This window comes from Variovorax sp. P4_B10, assembly GCF_056402375.1.
On sequence record NZ_JBFUHN010000004.1, the window covers coordinates 153,360 to 171,848 of the forward strand.

The following is an 18,489-nucleotide window of genomic DNA, read 5'->3' on the forward strand; positions in this document are numbered from 1 at the left end:
CACGTGCCCTCAGGTCGAAGGCATCGGCATGACGGTGCGCGGCCCCGAAGGCGGCAAAGCCATCGAATGGAGCGCCAGGCTCGAGGGCGCGGCGCGCTCGGTCGATCAACGGCTCAAGATCCCTGCCTGGATGAACGCCTTCGCGCAGCGCGGCGGCCGGCTCGTCGTCAAGGACGCAGGGCTCGACGATCTCGAGGCCTGCGCGGCAACGCACGACCTCGTCATCGTCGCCGGCGGCAAGGGCGATATCGCGCAGCTGTTCGATCGCGATGCGCAGCGCTCGCCGCTCGATCGGCCGCCGAGGGTGCTCGCGCTGACCTACGTGAAGGGCATGAAGCCGCGCGAGCCGTTCCCGGCGGTGTGCTTCAACCTGATTCCCGGGGTGGGGGAGTACTTCGTCTTCCCTGCGCTGACCACCACGGGGCCGTGCGAGATCATGGTGTTCGAAGGCGTGCCGGGCGGCCCGATGGACTGCTGGGCCGACGTGAAGACGCCGCAGGAACACCTCGCACGCAGCAAGTGGATCCTCGACAGCTTCCTGCCGTGGGAAGCCGAGCGCTGCACGGACATCGCGCTCACCGACGACAACGGCATCCTGGCCGGCCGTTTCACGCCGGTGGTTCGCAGGCCCGTGGCGACCCTGCCTTCCGGGCACCAGGTGCTGGGCATGGCCGACGCCGTGGTGCTCAACGACCCCGTCACGGGGCAAGGTTCCAACAACGCGGCGAAGTGCGCCGACATCTACCTGAAGCGCATCCTCGAGCGCGGCGACGCAGCTTTCGACGCGGGCTGGATGCAGCAGACCTTCGACCGCTACTGGGAAGGCTATGCCCGCTGGGCGACCGACTGGACGCACAGCCTGCTGGCCTCGCCGAAGCCGCATCTGCACAAGCTCCTGCAAAGCGCCACGTCCATGCCCGCTGTCGCAAGCACCATCGTCAACGGCTTCGACGACCCGCGCGTCTTCGCGCCCTGGTGGTTCGATGCGGTCGAAGCAGACCGCTTTCTGGAGGCCAAGGCGCGCGAAGCGGCAGTCGACCGCTTCGATCGCCGCGATTTCCGCAAGGCGCTCGGGCAGTTCACCACCGGCGTGACGGTCATCACCACACGCGCCATCGACGGCCGGCGCGTGGGCATGACGGCCAACTCGTTCTCGTCGGTGTCGCTGGACCCGCCGCTGGTGCTGTGGAGCCTTGCGCGGCAGGCGCCGAGCGTGGCGGATTTCACCGGCGCCAGCCATTTTGCGATCAATGTGCTGGCGGCGCACCAGCACCACCTGTCGCGCCAGTTCTCGACGCCGCAACCCGACAAGTTCGGCGGCGTGGACTGCTGCGAGGGAACGGCCGGCGTGCCGCTGCTGAATGGGGTCATCGCCAGGTTCGTCTGCCGCAACGTGAAGCAGTACGATGGCGGCGATCACCTCATCTTCATCGGCGAGGTCGAGCGCTACGACCGCTTCGACGGCGAGCCGCTGGTCTTTCATTCGGGCTACTACCAGGTGACGACACGGCACCCGGAGTGCGCGCCGTGACCGCGCCGCCGGTCCACCCCTTCATCGATCCGGAGAAAACCACATGCCAGAGAACACACCGTCTTCCACACAGCACATCGCCATTCAGGCTGCGGACGGCAGCGGCACTTTCCGGGGCTACCTCGCGTTGCCCCGTTCGGGCAGCGGCCCGGGCCTCGTGATCGCGCAGGAAATCTTCGGCATCAACCACACCATGCGCGAGGTGGCCGACTACTACGCCGAGGAAGGCTACGTGGTGCTCGTGCCCGACCTGTTCTGGCGCCAGGAGCCCGGCATCGAACTCGGCTACAGCGAGGCCGACTGGCAGCGCGCCTTCGCCCTCTACGGGGGCTTCGACGAGGCCAAGGGCATGGAAGACATGCAGAGCGCCATCGACGCGCTGCGCGGCCGCACCGAAGTGACCGATGGCAAGGTCGGCGTGCTGGGCTTCTGCCTGGGCGGCAAGCTGGCCTACCTGGCGGCCTGCCGCACCGATGCCGATGCGGTGGTGGGCTACTACGGCGTGGGCATCGACGCCGCCCTCGGCGAGGCCGACCGGATCCGGTGCCCGCTCACGCTGCACATTGCCGAACTCGACAAGTTCTGCCCGCCCGAGGCGCGCGACCGCATCGTGCAGACGCTCAAGGGACGCCCCGGCGTCTCGCTGTACGTCTATCCCGGCATGGACCACGCCTTCGCCCGCACCGGTGGGGAGCATTTCCACAAGCCCTCGGCGCTGATGGCCCACGAACGCAGCATCGCGACATTGAAGGGGGCCATCGGCCCGCACTACGACCTCTCGGCGCTCTGGGACAAGCACTGCGAGTACGAGTTCGGCACCCGCAATGTCGACGACACGATGAGCACCATGGTGGCCGAGCCCTACGTCAACCACATCCCGACGATGACCGGGGGCGTCGGCTACAAGGACCTGCACGCCTTCTACAGCAACCACTTCGTCGACAGCAATCCGCCCGACACCGCCCTCACGTCGATCTCGCGCACCATCGGCGCCACGCAGGTGGTGGACGAGTTGCTCTTCAGCTTCACGCACACCACGGAGATTCCGTGGATGCTCCCGGGCGTCGCCCCCACCGGCAAGCGCGTCGAGGTGCCGCTGCTCGCGGTGGTCAAGTTCCGCGGCGACAAGCTCTACCACGAGCACATCTACTGGGACCAGGCCAGCGTGCTGGTGCAGGTCGGCCTGCTCGACCCCGGGCTGCTGCCGGTGGCGGGCATCGAAACGGCGCGCAAGCTGCTGGACGAGACCTTGCCATCCAACACCTTGATGCGCCCAAGCCACACCTGCGAGGGGTAGTCCAGAAGGGAAGAGGGGTGGGTCAAGAAAAATGAGTGCTAACGAGTTACATTAGCAGGATGCTGCTGGCCGTTGCTCCAAAATGTAACGAGCCTGCGTTGTCCCGCGATGTGGTCTTCCACGAGACCTTGGATCTCACACAAGGGATGTGTCCCCTTTTGCGTCCAGCGCTTACATTTAACGGTGCCGACGTGAAGTTCGAAGCCCTGATCCCCTGCCCGAGAGGTCGATGCCAGTGAAAACCGAAACACAGAACGTCGCCGGCCTTCGTGGCTTCGACTCGGGGTTCACCATGGCTTTCCAACCGATCGTCGATCTGGATCGCCGGGAGATTTATGCGCACGAAGCGCTGGTTCGCGGTATTTCGGGCGAAAGCGCTTCCGAAATACTGGCGCGCGTGGACGCGTCGGAGCGCTTTGCGTTCCATGAAGCCTGCCGCGTGAAGGCGATCGAAATCGCTTCGACCCTGGGCATGAAATCCAAGCTCAGCCTCAACGTCATGCCCAATGACGTCGCAGGGAAGACCGAATGCTTTCGCACGGCCATGGACGCCGCAAAGCGCTGCAACTTCCCGGTGGACCAGTTGATCTTCGAAATCACCGAGGGGGAACGCGTCAACGATCTGCCGGGTCTTGCCGCCGTCTTCCGGGCCTTCAAGCGTGAAGGCTTCGCTTCCGCCATCGACGACTTCGGCGCCGCCTATGCGAGCTTTGCGCTGCTCGCCGCCTTCCAGCCCGATGTGGTGAAGATCGACATGAGCCTGGTCAGGAACATTCACATCGACCCGGTTCGGCTCGCAATCGTGAAGGGGTTCGTCGCGACATGCAGCGAACTTCGGATCCGGGTGGTTGCGGAAGGCGTCGAAGCCTCGGAAGAGGTCGACGCGCTTCACGCCTTGGGCGTGAATTTCTTCCAGGGCTATCTGTTTGCGAAGCCGGGCATCGCAAGCCTGCCGGCCGTGGCGTGGCCCGCCGCGACCGCACGGCCTTAGGCGCATTCACACATTGCTGGTTGCGCGGACTTCCTCGATGGTCGTCTTGCCGGCGAGCACCTTCTCGATACCGTCCTGGCGCAGGGTGCGCATGCCTTCGTGCAGCGCGGCTTCCTGCAGTTCCTCCGCGCGAGCGCCGCTCTGCACCAGCCGGCGCAGGTTCTTCGATATCACCATGAGTTCATGGATGCCGACGCGTCCCTTGAAGCCAGTGTCGTCGCAGTGCTTGCAGCCTGCGCTCCTGTAGACCTGCAGTTCTCCGTCGCGGCTGTAGCGGCGCAGCCAGTCCGCGCGCACGGCCTCGCGTTGTTGCTCCTTCGAGGCCTCTCCCGAGCCGAAGGCATGCATGTAGTCGGCCAGCAGTTCCTCGACCTTCTCCGGGCTTGCGGGGCTGCTGCCGACGCAATGGGTACAGAGCCGGCGCACCAGCCGTTGCGCCAGCACCGCCAGCAGCGAGTCCGCAAAATTGAACGGGTCCATGCCCATGTCCAGGAGGCGAGTCACGGTTTCCGGGGCGCTGTTGGTGTGCAGGGTCGACAGCACGAGGTGGCCGGTCAGCGATGCCTCGATCGCGGTTTTCGCAGTTTCCTCATCCCGGATTTCGCCGACCATGATCACATCCGGGTCCGCGCGCACGAAGGCGCGCAGCGCCTTGGCGAAGGTCCAGTCGATGCGGGGATTGACCTGCACCTGCCGCAAGCCGGCCTGCGTGATCTCGATCGGGTCCTCGGCGGTCCAAATCTTGCGCTCCGGCGTGTTGATGTGCATGAGTGCCGAGTGCAGCGTCGTGGTCTTGCCCGAGCCCGTGGGCCCGACGCACAGGACCATGCCGTAGGGGCGCTCGACGGCCTGTGTCAGTTGCGCGAGGTTGCGCTCCGACAGGCCCAGTTCGCTCATGGGGATCGGCTTGGCCGAGGCCAGGATGCGCATCACCACGTCTTCGAGGCCGCTGTTGGTCGGGATCGTCGCAACGCGCAATTCGATGCGGTGCTGCGGCGAGAACTTGGCGAAGTTGATCTTGCCGTCCTGCGGCTTGCGCTTTTCGCTGATGTCCAGGTCGCACATGATCTTCACGCGCGCGACGATCGCATTGCGGTAGCTGGGGGGGAGCTCCAGGTAGGTGTAGAGCCGGCCGTCGCGGCGAAACCGGATGCGGGTTTTCTCCTGCCCTGGATAGCTCTCGATGTGGATGTCTGATGCGCCCTCGCGGTGCGCTTCCAGAATCATGCTGTTGATCATCCGCACCAGGGAGTTGTCCGATTGCTCGATCGGTGCCTCGATGCTCGGGGCGGCGGGGCCTTCCTTCTCGAGGGTCTGCAGCAGTTCGCTGGTGCCGGCCATGTCGAACTCGATGGGCCGCGCCGGATCGATGCCGAGGGTGAAACCGGTGGCCTGCGCCCCGACTTTTTCATAAGCCCTCTGCAGCATGCTGTCCAGGTCGAGGCATTGCCCGAGGACCGGGATGACTTTCATCTGGGCAATGAACTCCACTTCATCGATGGCAGCATGCTGGTTGGACAAGTCCTCGAGCGCAACGATGAGCCGCCCTTCGTGCAGCATCAGCGGCATGACCTGCAGGCGCCGCGCAACGGCGTGGCTGATCTTGGCCAGGGCTTCGGCCGTCACCGGGAACACGTGCAGGTTCACCAGGGGGTAGCCCATCTTTCGCACCAGTGCGGTCTGGAGCTGGCCCCGGCTGACGGCGCCCATGCGCACCAGGGTCTCGCCCAACGGCACCTGGGGTTCCGTCTTCTGCTGTGCCAGCCCGGCACGCAACTTCGCCTCGTCGATCATGCCCAGCGACACCAAAGCCTCGCCGATCCGCGCAATCGGCATGCGGCTCTGCGCGTCGAGCGCTCTCACCAGTTGCTCGGGCACGACGACTTCGATAGATGACATGGGATCGATCTCCTCTGTGTGGACTGCCTTGGCCCTGCGCGCCCAGGTTCTGCTAACACTAAAGTGCAAATGCAAATCTGTTGCGGCCTGCCGACTTTGCATCGTAGAGCGCAGCGTCTGCTCGTGCCAGCAGTTCCTCGGCCGAAACGGAAATATCGGTCGCCCGAAGAAACGCGATACCGATGCTGGTCGTGACTTCCAGCGTTCGTCCGTCCACCTGAAACGCCGGAGCACTGATCTGCCCGACGATCTTCTGTGCCACGGTGGCCACTGCTTCCTGAGTACGCAAGTTCTCGAGCACGACGACGAATTCATCCCCCGCGAGCCGTGCTGCGGTATCGGTGTTTCGCACGCTGGCGAGCAGGCGTCTTGCGTATTCCGTCAGCACGCCGTCGCCACACGCATGGCCGAGCGTGTCGTTGATGGCCTTGAAGCGGTCGATGTCCAGGAACATCAGCGCGATCGCACTTCCCGCGCGCTGTGCACGCGCGATGGCCGCCGGCAGAAACTCGTTGAAGGCCAGGCGGTTCGGCAAGCCCGTGAGCGTGTCGAGCCGCGCCAGCTCGGTCAGCTTGCGCTCTGCCTCCTTCAACGCGGTGATGTTGAAGGTCATGAGGTAGAACCCCAGGACCCGGCCTTCCAGGTCCTTGTCGGGGATCAGGTGCGCCTGGAAGTACCCGGTCCGGCCATAGATCGGCGCCTGGACGGGGAAGCGCACCGGCCTTCCGGCGAATACCACTGGCAGGTGCGGCTCGTGTTGCGCATAGACCGCCTCGCCCACGGCAGATCGCAACGTCACGCCGTCGAGCGGACCGTCGCCCAGCCCGGCCATTTGCCGCGCCCTGCTGTTCCCGTAGAGACAATTTTCCTCGCGGTCGAAATATCCCACCAGGGCCGGAATGCTGTCGGTCACGTCGCGCAGCCGCTTCTCCTGCTCGGTCAGCGCCTTGCGCACCCTGACATCGTCCGTGACGTCGAAGGTCATCGCAAAGACGCCTTGCACTGCGCCGCTCGCGTCCTTGTCGGGGATGTAGTGGGCCTTGTAGGTCCGGTCGCCGATGCCCCGCGCCGGATCGCCGGTCTTCTCGATGACCACGGTCTCGCCGGCGAGGGCGCGCCGGATGTGAGGCTCGACCACCGCGAAATCCGAGGCGCCGCGAATCCCCGGCATCCATTTGCCGACCATCGCGTTGTCGCCGTGCAGTGCGCTGACCTGGGCATTGACGAAGGTGTAGTGCAGCGATGCATCCACGTGCGAGACCAGGGCAGGGATGTTGTCCGTGATGGTGCGGATCTGTGCTTCGCTGTGCGCAAGGCTGACCTCGATGCGCTTGCGCTCCGTCACGTCGGAGGTCATCGCGTAGTAGCCGCGGACCTGCCCCGCCTGGTCGCGATCGGGGATCAGGTCGGTCTGGAAATAGCGGTCTTCGCCGCCGCGGTCCGAGGCGCCGTGTCTCTCGAAGCTGACCGCCTCGCCGGCCAGCACGCGTTGCAAGTTGGCGTCCAGGGCCGGGTCCTTGCCGATGCCGGTCATGTTCCGCACAGGGTGTCCGACAAGTTCGGATGCATTGCGTCCCAGCGCTTCGCACAGCCGGGCATTCACGAAGGTGTAGCGGCCCTGCGCGTCCGCATGCGACACCATGGCGGGGAGGTTGTCCGTGATGTCGCGCAGGAATTTCTCGCTCGCTTGCCTCTGCAGCATCAGGAGGTCGAAAGTTCGCGAAAGATCGCCGATCTCGTCGGGCGCATAGGTGCGTGGAGCGGCTACTTCGGCGGGCGAGGCCTGTGCATCCAGCATGTGACGGTGCAATACCGTGAGCGGCTTCAGTTGCCGCCGCACCACCCCCAATGCCATGGCGCCCGCCAGCAACGCGAGCACCAGGGCCCCCGCCCAGGCTGCGCGTTCGATGGCCTCGACCCGCGCGAAAGCCTCGTTCCGCGGATACATGGACCCCATGATCCAGTTCGTCTGCCGAATGCGCTTGAAGGCATAGAGGCCGGCGACGCCGTCGGGACTGACCCCTTCGGTGGTGCCTTCGAGGCCGGAGATCGCGCGATCGATCTCGGAGTCGCCGACGAGCTCCTGGTTGGCCTGCTTGAGGACGAGTTCCTCGCGCGGATGGTCCACCACGATGCCGTCGGTGGTGGTGATGAACAGGTAGCCCGTTTGTCCGAACCTGACGTCAGCGAGTTCGCCCAGAATGTTCCGCTCCTTCAGGTTGATGGAGCCCGAGATCACGAACTTGACGTTGCCGGCGTTGTCCAGCACCGGCTCCGTGATGGCGACCTGCGCCAGGCCGTTCAGCCGGTTGCGGTAGGGCTGCGAGATCAAGCCCGTCTTGAAGGTGACCGTATCCCGGAAGTACGCGCGATCCTTGAGGTTGACCTTTCCGATCTGGCGCGCCCCGTTGAGGTTGGCCACCAGATCGCCGTCGAGACCGATGAACGCGACGTTGTCGAAGGCTTCCCAGAGGGACTTGTGTTTTTCGAGGAAGGCCTGCAGCGGCGCAGCGTCTGCGAATCCCTGCGACTCCACGCTGTCTCCGAACGTTTTCAGCAGGATTCGCCGGCTGACGAACTTCTGGTCGACCGCATTCGCCAGGGCTGAGACTCGCGCCAGCTCGTCGTTGGCAATCGAGGCCTGCATGCTGGTTTTCACGAGCTGCAGCGCGAGCGTGGCGATGGCGAACGTCGCTGCCAGTACCACTGCCGCGACGCCGGCACTGAGGCGCGTGTTCAAGCTGATGCGAATGTTCCTGAGACCTGATGAATTCATTGGCATGGTGCGAGCGTCGCGACCGAGAAGTTAATGCCAAATGACTCATGAGAAATTCGTCGCCGGCTGCACGGGTCACGCGCTTCGCTGCGCGTGTAGTGTGTCAGAAGGGACGGTCTTTCGCACCCCTTCGGACGCTGCTCCGTCGCAGAGGAAGGGATGTGCAAAGCGGCGGCGCCTACCGAAGCACGAGCACGGGCAATGCCGAGTGCGCCAGCACATGCTGCGTCTCGCTGCCCAGCAGCAGGCGCTTGATGCCCTTGCGGCCGTGCGACGCCATCACGATCAGGTCGCTCCTGTGCTTCTTCGCCGCAGCGATGATCGATTCCGCCACCAGGTCGGAGTTGGCCGTCGCCGTCCTGATCCGCACGCCACTTTGCTTGGCGCGCGCGCTCACGGTGTCGAGCATCGCCTGCGCCTTGTCGGCCCATTGCTTCTCGATGCGGCCGATGTCCTCGGCGGAGAAAGTCATGGAGCCCTCGAAGTAGCTTCTGGGGTAGCGCGGAATCACATTGAGCGCCACCAGATCGGCGTCGTTCTGCGCGGCAAGCGCGATCGCGCTCGCGACGGCTTTCTTCGAGAGCGTGGAACCGTCGGTCGCGACGAGGATGCGTTTGAACATGGGAGGTCTCCGGAGATGTGTGCCGCGAGCTTAGGTGGGCGGTCGCCCCGGGTGTTGATGCAGATCAAGGAGCGGCGCGGAGAGCGCCTTTAGCCTCGCCCGATGCAAGCCGCTCTCGCCTCGTTCTCTTCGCATTCATCGCGCGTGCCGCCCTCCAGCGAGACCTGGTCGGTGCTCGACGATCCCGCCGAATGGCAGGCGTTCGGCCATGTCGTGGAGGGCGATGCGGCCACGGGCCGGTGGGAGTCGCAGGCCGCGGTGGAGGGCATGCATTGCGCCGCCTGCGCCTTCACGGTCGAAGCCGCGTTGCTGCAGGTGCCCGGCGTGCTCGAAGCACAGGTCAGTGCTGCAAGCGGGCGTGCACGCGTGGCGTGGTCGGCCGCGGTCACCCGGCCTTCGCGCTGGTTCGAGGCTTCGGCGGCCGCCGGATACCCGTTGATTCCTGCCGGCAGCCAGCCCGCGAGCGCGCAGCGTTCGCGCGACTTGCGCATGGCGCTCTGGCGCTGGCTGGTCTCCGGCTTCTGCATGATGCAGGTGATGATGTATGCCTACCCGGCCTACATCGCCAGGCCCGGCGACATGACGGCCGATGCGGCGCAACTGCTGCGCTGGGCCTCCTGGGTGCTCACGCTGCCGGTGGTGCTGTTCTCCTGCGGTCCGTTCTTCCGCAGCGCCTGGCGCGACCTGCGCGCAGGCCGGGTCGGCATGGACCTGCCCGTGGCCTTTGGCGTGCTCACGACCTTCGTCGTCAGCAGCGCCGCAACCTTCGACGGCAGCGGACCGCTGGGCCGCGAGGTCTACTTCGATTCGCTGACGATGTTCGTCTTCTTCCTGCTGACCGGCCGCTGGCTGGAGGCGCGCCTGCGCGACCGCACCGCGGGATCGCTCGAGGCCCTGATGCACCGGCTGCCCGATAGCATCGAGCGTCTCGCCCCCGACGGCAGCTGGAGCCGGGTGGCCGTGCGGCGGCTCGCCGCCGGTGACGTGGTCCGGGTGCGTCCCGGCGAAGCCTTTCCGGCCGATGGCGTGGTGATCGAGGGCGACACCAGCGCCGATGAAGCGCTGTTGACCGGCGAGTCCCGCCCCGTGCCGCGCCCCTGCGGCGACCGCGTGCTGGCCGGCAGCCACAACCTCTCGGCCGTGGTCCGGGTGCGCATCGAATCGGTGGGCGAGGGCACGCGCTTCGGCCAGATCGTCCGGCTGATGGAAAGCGCCGCCTCGAGCAAGCCGCGCCTGGCGCTGCTGGCGGACCGCGTGGCGCGGCCGTTCCTTGTTGCGGTGCTCGCATCGGGCGCGGCGGCAGCGGCATTCTGGTGGCCGGTGGATCCGGGCAGGGCGTTGATGGTGGCGGTTGCGGTGCTGATCGTGACCTGTCCGTGCGCGCTCTCGCTCGCGACGCCGGCCGCCATGCTCGCCAGCGCCGGCGCCCTGGCGCGCGGCGGTGTGCTGACATCCAACCTGCAGGCGCTGGAGGCGCTGGCATCGGTCGACACGGTCGTGTTCGACAAGACCGGCACACTGACCGGAGGCGTTCCCCGCCTCGAGCGCGTCTACTGCCGGCAAGGCCTCCGGCCCGGCGATGCACTGGAGATGGCGGCAGCGCTCGCGGCGCAATCGCTGCACCCCGTCGCGCAGGCGCTGGTGAATGCATGGAATGCGCAGTTCCGCTCGCCGCCCGACTGGACTGTGGCGCAGTCCGGCGAGACCGCAGGGCTCGGCCTCGAAGGCCTGATGCGCCGCCATCGCGATGGTGAAGGGGCAGGGAAAGGGGCAGGGCGCCGGATGCGCCTCGGGTCATCGGCCTTCTGCGGCGTGGCGCCGCTGCAGGTGGAGGCGGCGCAGGTCCATCTGGCCGATGACCAGGGATGGGTCGCCAGCTTCGTGCTGGCCGAGGAACTTCGCGCGGATGCGATTGCCGCGGTGGCGGCGCTGCGGACGCAGGGGCTGACGGTGCGGCTGTTGTCGGGCGACCGGGACAACGCGGCGAAAGAGATCGGTGCGCGTGCCGGCATCGCCTTCGCGCAGGGCGGCTGCACGCCGGAGGACAAGCTCGACGTACTCTGGCGGCTGCAGGCCGAAGGAAGACGGATCGCGATGGTGGGCGACGGCCTCAACGACGGGCCCTCGCTGGCGCGCGCCAATGCCTCGTTCGCCTTCGGCCGCGCCGTTCCGCTGTCGCAGGCGCGTGCCGATTTCGTCGTGCTGGGCGACAGGCTGTCCACCATTCCAGAGGCCATCGCGCAAGCACGCAAGACACTGCGGGTGGTGCGCCAGAACCTCTTCTGGGCCGCGGGCTACAACGCGCTGTGCGTGCCGCTCGCCATCGCGGGCTGGCTGCCGGCGTGGCTTGCCGGCCTCGGCATGGCCACGAGCTCTCTCGTGGTGGTCCTCAATGCAGCGCGACTCGCAGCCGCCGGCAAGGCAGGCCGCTGATGGACATCCTCTTCCTGCTCATTCCGTTGTCCGTGGTGCTGGTTCTCGCGATCCTCGGCGGGCTCTGGTGGGCCATCGAGCGTGGCCAGTTCGACGACATCGAGACCGAAGGCGACCGCATCCTGCGCAGCGATTGATTTGCATCAAGCCCTCGGGGGAGGGCCGAAGGGAAACTGCCCGCAACTCATTCAAGGGCACGACGATGCAAGCAACGAACCCACCCGCCGCCATCTACGACGACACCGTCGTGCGGCAGTTCGCACTCATGTCCGTGGTCTGGGGCGTGGTCGGCATGCTGGTGGGCGTGATCATCGCCTCCCAGCTGGCATGGCCCGAACTGAACCTCGGCATTCCGTGGCTCAGCTACGGGCGGCTGCGGCCGCTGCACACCAACGCGGTGATCTTCGCGTTCGGCGGTTGCGCGCTGATGGCCACGAGCTTCCACGTGGCGCAGCGCACCTGCCAGGTCCGGCTGTTCGCGCCGAAGCTTGCATCCTTCGTCTTCTGGGGTTGGCAGGCCGTGATCGTGGCGGCGGCCATCAGCCTGCCGCTGGGCTACACCAGCGGCAAGGAATACGCAGAACTCGAATGGCCCATCGACATCCTGATCGCGGCGGTCTGGGTGGCCTACGCCATCGTGTTCTTCGGCACCATCGGCATGCGCCGTGTGCGCCACATCTACGTGGCGAACTGGTTCTTCGGCGCCTTCATCATCGCCGTGGCGCTGCTGCACATCGTCAACAGCGCCGAGATCCCGGCCGGCTGGATGAAGAGCTACTCGGCCTATGCCGGCGTGCAGGATGCGATGGTGCAGTGGTGGTACGGCCACAACGCCGTCGGCTTCTTCCTCACCGCGGGCTTCCTGGGAATGATGTACTACTACATCCCCAAGCAGGCCGGCCGGCCGGTGTATTCGTACCGGCTTTCCATCGTCCACTTCTGGGCGCTGATCTTCACCTACATGTGGGCCGGCCCGCACCACCTGCACTACACGGCGCTGCCGGACTGGACGCAGTCGCTGGGCATGGTGTTCTCGCTGATCCTGCTGGCGCCGAGCTGGGGCGGCATGATCAACGGCGTGATGACGCTCTCGGGCGCCTGGCACAAGCTGCGCACCGACCCGATCCTGCGCTTCCTGATCGTCGCGCTGTCGTTCTACGGCATGGCGACCTTCGAAGGGCCGATGATGTCCATCAAGACCGTCAACGCCCTGAGCCACTACACCGACTGGACCGTCGGCCACGTGCATGCCGGTGCACTGGGGTGGGTGGGCTTCATCACCATGGGCTCGCTGTACTACCTGATCCCGCGCATGTACGGACGCAAGGAGATGTACAGCGTGAAGGCGATCGAGGCGCACTTCTGGATTGCGACCATCGGCATCGTGCTGTACATCGCCGCCATGTGGATCGCCGGCGTGATGCAGGGCCTGATGTGGCGCGCGATCAATCCCGACGGCACGCTCACCTACACCTTCGTGGAGAGCGTGAAGGCCACCTTCCCGTTCTATGTGGTGCGCCTGATCGGCGGGCTGCTCTACCTGTCCGGGATGCTGGTGATGGCCTGGAACGTCTGGATGACCGTCATCTCGGGCCGCTCGGTGCGCGCCGAGATCCCACTCCCTGTCATGGCCCACGCCTGAGGACGCACGATGAATCCGAACCCGAACCAGTCCACCGGCTTCACCCACGAGAAGGTCGAGACCAACAACCTGCTGATGATCGTGCTGATCCTCGTCGTCGTGGCCATCGGCGGCCTCGTCGAGATCGTGCCGCTGTTCTTCCAGAAGTCGACCACCGAGGCGGTGCAGGGCGTCAAGCCGCTCACGCCGCTGCAGCTCGCGGGCCGCGACGTCTACCTGCGCGAGGGTTGCTACAACTGCCACTCGCAGATGATCCGGCCCTTCCGCTCCGAGACGCTGCGCTACGGCCACTACTCGGTGGCCGGCGAGTTCGTCTACGACCACCCGTTCCAGTGGGGCAGCAAGCGCACCGGGCCCGACCTGCACCGCGTGGGCGGCAAGTACAGCGACGAATGGCATCGCATCCACCTGAACAACCCGCGCGACCTGGTGCCCGAGTCGAACATGCCGGCCTATTCGTGGCTGGAGAAGACCCTGGTCGATGCGCAGGCGCTGCCGGCCCACATGCGCGCACTGCGCAGGGTCGGCGTGCCCTACAGCGACCCCGAGATCGCCGGGGCCGCCGAAGCGGTGAGCGGCAAGACCGAGATGGAGGCCACGGTGGCCTATCTGCAATCGCTGGGCCTGGCGCTCAAGTAGGAAGGACGCACACATGATCGACATCACCACCCTGCGCGTCGCCGCAACCGTCGCCTGCTTCATCGTCTTCATCGGCATCGTCGCCTGGGCCTGTTCGCGCCGCAATGCGAAGGACTTCCAGGAAGCGGCCCGCCTGCCGTTCGAACAGGACTGAAGGGAGAACGACGATGAGCGATTTCATTCACCATTTCTGGTCGAACTACGTGGCGATCGTCTCGCTGCTGAGCATCCTCGCGTGCATGCTGCTGCTATGGCTGACGGCCCGCAAGCGCGTGGCATCGACCGCCGACAACACCACCGGCCACGTCTGGGACGAGGATCTGCGCGAAGCCAACAACCCGCTGCCGCTGTGGTGGGTCGGCCTCTTCGTGCTGACCATCGTCTTCTCGCTGGGCTACCTGGCCGTTTTTCCCGGGCTGGGCAGTTTCCGCGGCCAGTCCGACTGGAGCTCGCGGGGCGAGTACGAGTCGGATGTCGCCAAGGCCACGCAGCAGCTCGCACCCGTGTATGCGAAGTACGTCGCCATGCCCGTCGAGGAGATCGCGAGAGACCCGCAGGCCAAGGCGATCGGCGAGCGGCTTTTCATGAACAACTGCGCGCAGTGCCATGGGTCCGATGCGCGCGGCAGCAAGGGCTTTCCCAATCTGACCGACAAGGACTGGCTGCACGGCRGCACACCCGACAAGATCATCGAGACCATCACGAAGGGCCGCATTGGCGTGATGCCGCCGATTGCGGCAGCCGTCGGCACGCCGGACGACGTGAAGAACGTCGCCAACTACGTGCTGAGCCTCTCGGGCGAGCCGCACGATTCGGTGCGCGCCGGCCTCGGAAAGTCGAAGTTCACCACCTGCACGGCCTGCCATGGCATCGGCGGCGTGGGCAACCAGGCGATGGGCGCGCCGAATCTCAGCGACAGGATCTGGCTCCACGGCTATGGCGAGGCCGCCATCGTCCAGATGATCAACACGGGCAAGCACAGCGAGATGCCGGGGCAGGAGGGCCGCCTCACCGAGGCGCAGATCAGGATGCTTGCGTCGTACGTGTGGGGGTTCTCCAACACGCCCGCGGCCGCGCCCTGACATCGGAACACCATGACCCGGAAGATCATTCCCATCGTCAGCGCAGGCAGCGAGGAGGTCGGCCTTTACGAGGCCACGAAGAAGATCTACCCCCGCACCGTGCGCGGCATGTTCGCCCGCTGGCGCTGGGCCATGGTCTTTCTCACCCAGCTGGTGTTCTACGGCATGCCGTGGGTGGAGTGGGGCGGCCGGCAGATGGTGCTGTTCGACCTGTCCGCGCGCCGCTTCTACATCTTCGGCCTGGTGCTGTACCCGCAGGACCTGATCTATCTCTCGGGCCTGCTGGTCGTCAGCGCGCTGGCGCTCTTCCTCTTCACCGCGGTGGCCGGGCGGCTGTGGTGCGGCTATGCCTGCCCGCAGACCGTCTACACCGAGATCTTCATGTGGGTGGAGCACAGGATCGAGGGCAACCGCACCGCGCGCATGCGGCTCGACGCCGAGCCGATGTCGCTCGAGAAGCTGGTGAAGAAGTGGTTCAAGCACATCGTCTGGATCGGCATCGCGCTGTGGACCGGCTTCACCTTCGTGGGCTACTTCACGCCGATCCGCGAACTGGGCATGGCCTTCCTGCAGACGCAGATGGGTTCGTGGGAGGTGTTCTGGGTCTTCTTCTACGGCTTCGCCACGTACGGCAACGCCGGCTTCATGCGCGAGCAGGTCTGCAAGTACATGTGCCCCTACGCGCGGTTCCAGAGCGCCATGTTCGACCGCGACACGCTGATCGTGACCTACGACCCGCAGCGCGGCGAGCCGCGCGCGCCGCGCCGCAAGGGGCCCGACCCGCGCACACTGGCCCTGGGCGACTGCATCGACTGCGGCCTGTGCGTGCAGGTGTGCCCGACCGGCATCGACATCCGCCAGGGCCTGCAGTACGAATGCATCGGCTGCGGCCTGTGCGTGGATGCCTGCGACACCGTCATGCAGAAGATGGCCTATCCGCCGCGGCTGATCCGCTACGACACGCAGAACGGCATGGAGGCCGGCTGGTCGCGCCGCCAGCTGCTGCTGCGCGTGCTGCGGCCGCGCGTGCTGGTCTACACGGCGGTCCTGGCCGCGCTGATGGTGGGACTGCTGGCAAGCCTGGTCACGCGCACGCCGTTCAAGGTCGATGTGGTGCGCGACCGCGCGTCGCTGGCACGCATCGCCGAGGGCGGGCGCCTGGAGAACGTCTACCGGCTCCAGATCATGAACGCCACCGAGCAGCCGCAGCGCTACCGCATCGATGCGCAGGGACTGGATGGACTGAGCATTTCGCCGGACGGGCTCGTGACGGTCGATGCGGCCCAGTCGCGCTGGGTCGCGGTGCGGCTGCAGGTGCCCTACGGCGTCATCCCCGCCGGCTCGCACACGGTGCACTTCGGCATCCGCGAAGAGGGCAGCGGGGCGCAGGTTTCGGAAAAAGCGGCCTTCCTGGTGCCGCGCTGAAAGGTCGAGATGAATGCAACAACAGCGATGAACGAACGATCGGTGGATGCCTGGTGGCGACATCCCCTGCTGTGGATGGTGATCGGCGGGCCGGCGGTCGTGGTGGTCGCGAGCTTCGCGACCTTCTGGCTCGCCTGGCGCAGTCCGGATGCGCTGGTGTCCGAGGACTACTACCGCGAGGGCATCGAGATCAACAAGACCCTGGCCGACAAGAAGCTGTTGCCCGCACTCGCGGGAAGAAACCACGCCGCCACGCCGGCGGACGACGTGCCGGCGCCGCGCCGCAAGGCCGCGCCATGACCTGGACGCGCCAGCTCATCGGTGTCCTGTGGCCGGCGTTCCTGCTGGCCTGCGGCACGGAGATCGTGGTGTTCGCCTTCGTCGACCCCGCCAGCCTGCACTGGGGCGGCGATTCGCTGCAGATGTCGCGCCAGGGCGTCTACACGGTGGCGTTCTTCGTCTTCTGGGTGATGGCGGCGGCTGCGGGCGCCTTCACCGCGCTGCTGTCGATGCCTCCCGCCCGCAACCCCGGCGACCGCCCATGACCTGTTCCTCGCCCGTCCTCGGCAACACCCCGGCCACCCTGCCGACCGACCTGCTGCGGCAGTTCGACGTCCCGGGGCCGCGCTACACCTCCTATCCCACGGCCGATCGCTTCGTAGAAGCCTTCGGCGTTGACGACTACGTGCAGGCGCTGCGCATGAGGCGCGACGAAGGCATCGGGGCCGCGCCGATTTCGCTCTACGTGCACATTCCGTTCTGCGAATCGCTGTGCTACTACTGTGCCTGCAACAAGGTCGTGACGCGGCATCGCGACCGGGCCGGCCGGTACATGGCGTACCTGGCGCGCGAGGTCGGGCTGCAGGCCGCCGAGCTCGGCCATGGCACGACCGTCGGCCAATTGCACCTGGGCGGTGGAACGCCCACTTTCCTGGACGACGACGAACTGGGCGAGCTCATGGCCTTGCTGCAGCGTTCGTTCGCCTTCGTTCCCGGCGCAGAGATATCCATCGAGATCGATCCCCGCACCGTCGATGCCGGGCGCCTCGCACACCTGGCCGCGCTGGGCTTCAACCGCCTGAGCTTCGGCGTGCAGGATTTCGATCCCGACGTGCAGAAGGCCGTGCACCGCATCCAGCCGGCACGGCAGGTGTTCGAGCTGATGGCGGCGGCGCGCGACCTCGGCTTCGGCTCGATCAACGTCGACCTGATCTACGGGCTGCCGCGTCAGAACGGCGCATCCTTCGACCGCACGCTGGCCCAGATCCGCGAACTGCGCCCCGACCGCATCGCGCTCTATGCCTATGCGCACCTGCCCGAGCGCTTCAAGGCGCAGCGGCGCATCGCCACCGAAGAGCTGCCCGACGCCGCCGACCGCGTGCGGATGCTCGCGCGTGCCATTGCCGAGCTGACCGAGGCCGGTTACGTCTACATCGGCATGGACCATTTCGCACTGCCCGGCGATCCGCTTGCCGTGGCCAAGAGGCAGGGGCGGCTGCATCGCGACTTTCAGGGTTACAGCACCCAGCCGGACGGCGATCTCGTGGCGCTGGGCGTCTCCGCCATCGGCCGCATCGGCACGACCTACAGCCAGAACGCGAAGACCATCGAGGAGTATTGCGACCACCTCGATCAGAAGCGTCTGCCGGTGGTGCGGGGACTGGCGCTGACGCGCGACGATCTGCTGCGGCGCGCGGTGATCATGGCGCTGATGTGCCAGGGCCGCGTGAACTTCGACGCCATGGGCGACGCGCACCGGGTCGATTTCCGGCGCTACTTCGCGGCCGAGTTCGCCGCACTCGGTCCGTTGGCGGCCCAGGGCCTCGTGCGGCTGAGCGATCACGACATCGAGGTGACGCCGCAGGGGTGGTTCCTCGTGCGCGCCGTCGCGATGGTGTTCGACCGGTACTGTCGTGCGAACCGAACGGGTTTCTCGCGCGTGGTTTGAAATGGAACCTTGTTTTTCTGTTTGCTGCGCTGTTGTGTTTGACGTTCGTTGTTCAGGGCGCGCTCACGCCGACGGTGTGCTCTGCTCCGCGAATGTCCCCCGGCGCGGCCTAGGGCCGCATGCCTCCTCCTTTATTTCGCTGCGCAGAGCACACCATCGGCGTGATCGCTCAGCGCTGCGGTTGATCAGCCAGCACGAGAGCAG

Annotated in this window: 16 protein-coding genes and 1 pseudogene; 14 read left to right on the forward strand and 3 right to left on the reverse strand. The window is 66.3% G+C overall.

What is annotated here, in order from left to right; translation table 11 throughout:
* Window positions 1-130 precede the first annotated feature (130 nt).
* The 4 genes and pseudogenes from AC1DXX_RS03885 to AC1DXX_RS03900 all read left to right on the forward strand — a co-directional run.
* Window positions 131-547 (forward strand): annotated as a pseudogene (locus AC1DXX_RS03885) (styrene monooxygenase/indole monooxygenase family protein); the annotation flags it as partial.
* A 459-nt stretch (window positions 548-1,006) separates the two neighbouring features.
* Window positions 1,007-1,531 (forward strand): flavin reductase family protein, encoded by a 525-nt coding sequence (locus AC1DXX_RS03890; RefSeq protein WP_478132863.1) that lies wholly within the window; start codon window positions 1,007-1,009, stop codon window positions 1,529-1,531.
* 43 nt (window positions 1,532-1,574) lie between these two features.
* Window positions 1,575-2,828, forward strand: coding sequence for a dienelactone hydrolase family protein (locus tag AC1DXX_RS03895; RefSeq protein ID WP_478132843.1), 1,254 nt, complete (start codon window positions 1,575-1,577; stop codon window positions 2,826-2,828).
* A 229-nt stretch (window positions 2,829-3,057) separates the two neighbouring features.
* A complete protein-coding gene (locus AC1DXX_RS03900; protein WP_478132844.1) occupies window positions 3,058-3,819 on the forward strand; it encodes an EAL domain-containing protein in 762 nt (253 codons plus the stop codon).
* 6 nt (window positions 3,820-3,825) lie between these two features.
* On the opposite strand, the gene AC1DXX_RS03905 is transcribed toward AC1DXX_RS03900, so the two are convergent.
* From AC1DXX_RS03905 to AC1DXX_RS03915, 3 genes are all read right to left on the reverse strand, one after another.
* The gene (locus AC1DXX_RS03905; RefSeq protein WP_478132845.1) at window positions 3,826-5,718 is read right to left on the reverse strand and encodes a GspE/PulE family protein; all 1,893 of its coding nucleotides are present in this window, start codon (window positions 5,716-5,718) and stop codon (window positions 3,826-3,828) included.
* A 58-nt stretch (window positions 5,719-5,776) separates the two neighbouring features.
* Complete coding sequence (locus tag AC1DXX_RS03910; RefSeq protein WP_478132846.1) at window positions 5,777-8,458, reverse strand: sensor domain-containing diguanylate cyclase; 2,682 nt, start codon at window positions 8,456-8,458, stop codon at window positions 5,777-5,779.
* A gap of 214 nt (window positions 8,459-8,672) precedes the next feature.
* Window positions 8,673-9,116 (reverse strand): universal stress protein, encoded by a 444-nt coding sequence (locus AC1DXX_RS03915; protein ID WP_478132847.1) that lies wholly within the window; start codon window positions 9,114-9,116, stop codon window positions 8,673-8,675.
* Between the two features lie 102 nt (window positions 9,117-9,218).
* On the opposite strand from AC1DXX_RS03915, the gene AC1DXX_RS03920 reads away from it, so the two are divergent.
* The 10 genes from AC1DXX_RS03920 (at window position 9,219) to hemN (ending at window position 18,285) form a co-directional block, all read left to right on the forward strand.
* A complete protein-coding gene (locus tag AC1DXX_RS03920) occupies window positions 9,219-11,549 on the forward strand; it encodes a heavy metal translocating P-type ATPase (protein ID WP_478132848.1) in 2,331 nt (776 codons plus the stop codon).
* Window positions 11,549-11,686 carry a cbb3-type cytochrome oxidase assembly protein CcoS gene (ccoS, locus tag AC1DXX_RS03925; RefSeq protein ID WP_478132849.1) on the forward strand — a complete coding sequence of 46 codons (138 nt, stop codon included), beginning with the start codon at window positions 11,549-11,551 and terminating at the stop codon, window positions 11,684-11,686. The genes AC1DXX_RS03920 and ccoS overlap by 1 nt, the downstream gene beginning before the upstream one ends.
* Before the next feature lie 65 nt (window positions 11,687-11,751).
* Window positions 11,752-13,191, forward strand: coding sequence for a cytochrome-c oxidase, cbb3-type subunit I (ccoN, locus tag AC1DXX_RS03930; protein ID WP_478132850.1), 1,440 nt, complete (start codon window positions 11,752-11,754; stop codon window positions 13,189-13,191).
* 9 nt (window positions 13,192-13,200) lie between these two features.
* The gene (gene ccoO / locus AC1DXX_RS03935) at window positions 13,201-13,830 is read left to right on the forward strand and encodes a cytochrome-c oxidase, cbb3-type subunit II (protein WP_478132851.1); all 630 of its coding nucleotides are present in this window, start codon (window positions 13,201-13,203) and stop codon (window positions 13,828-13,830) included.
* 13 nt (window positions 13,831-13,843) lie between these two features.
* Entirely contained in the window at window positions 13,844-13,984 is a 141-nt protein-coding gene (locus AC1DXX_RS03940; RefSeq protein ID WP_478132852.1) for a cbb3-type cytochrome oxidase subunit 3, read from the forward strand.
* 13 nt (window positions 13,985-13,997) lie between these two features.
* Entirely contained in the window at window positions 13,998-14,912 is a 915-nt protein-coding gene (ccoP, locus tag AC1DXX_RS03945) for a cytochrome-c oxidase, cbb3-type subunit III (protein ID WP_478132853.1), read from the forward strand.
* Window positions 14,913-14,924: 12 nt separating this feature from the next.
* Window positions 14,925-16,337, forward strand: coding sequence for a cytochrome c oxidase accessory protein CcoG (gene ccoG, locus AC1DXX_RS03950; protein ID WP_478132854.1), 1,413 nt, complete (start codon window positions 14,925-14,927; stop codon window positions 16,335-16,337).
* A gap of 9 nt (window positions 16,338-16,346) precedes the next feature.
* The gene (locus tag AC1DXX_RS03955; RefSeq protein WP_478132855.1) at window positions 16,347-16,637 is read left to right on the forward strand and encodes a FixH family protein; all 291 of its coding nucleotides are present in this window, start codon (window positions 16,347-16,349) and stop codon (window positions 16,635-16,637) included.
* On the forward strand, window positions 16,634-16,882 hold the full coding sequence (locus tag AC1DXX_RS03960) for a hypothetical protein (protein ID WP_478132856.1): 249 nt from the start codon (window positions 16,634-16,636) through the stop codon (window positions 16,880-16,882). Before AC1DXX_RS03955 ends, AC1DXX_RS03960 begins: the two co-directional genes overlap by 4 nt.
* Complete coding sequence (hemN, locus tag AC1DXX_RS03965) at window positions 16,879-18,285, forward strand: oxygen-independent coproporphyrinogen III oxidase (protein ID WP_478132857.1); 1,407 nt, start codon at window positions 16,879-16,881, stop codon at window positions 18,283-18,285. The genes AC1DXX_RS03960 and hemN overlap by 4 nt, the downstream gene beginning before the upstream one ends.
* Window positions 18,286-18,489: the final 204 nt, after the last annotated feature.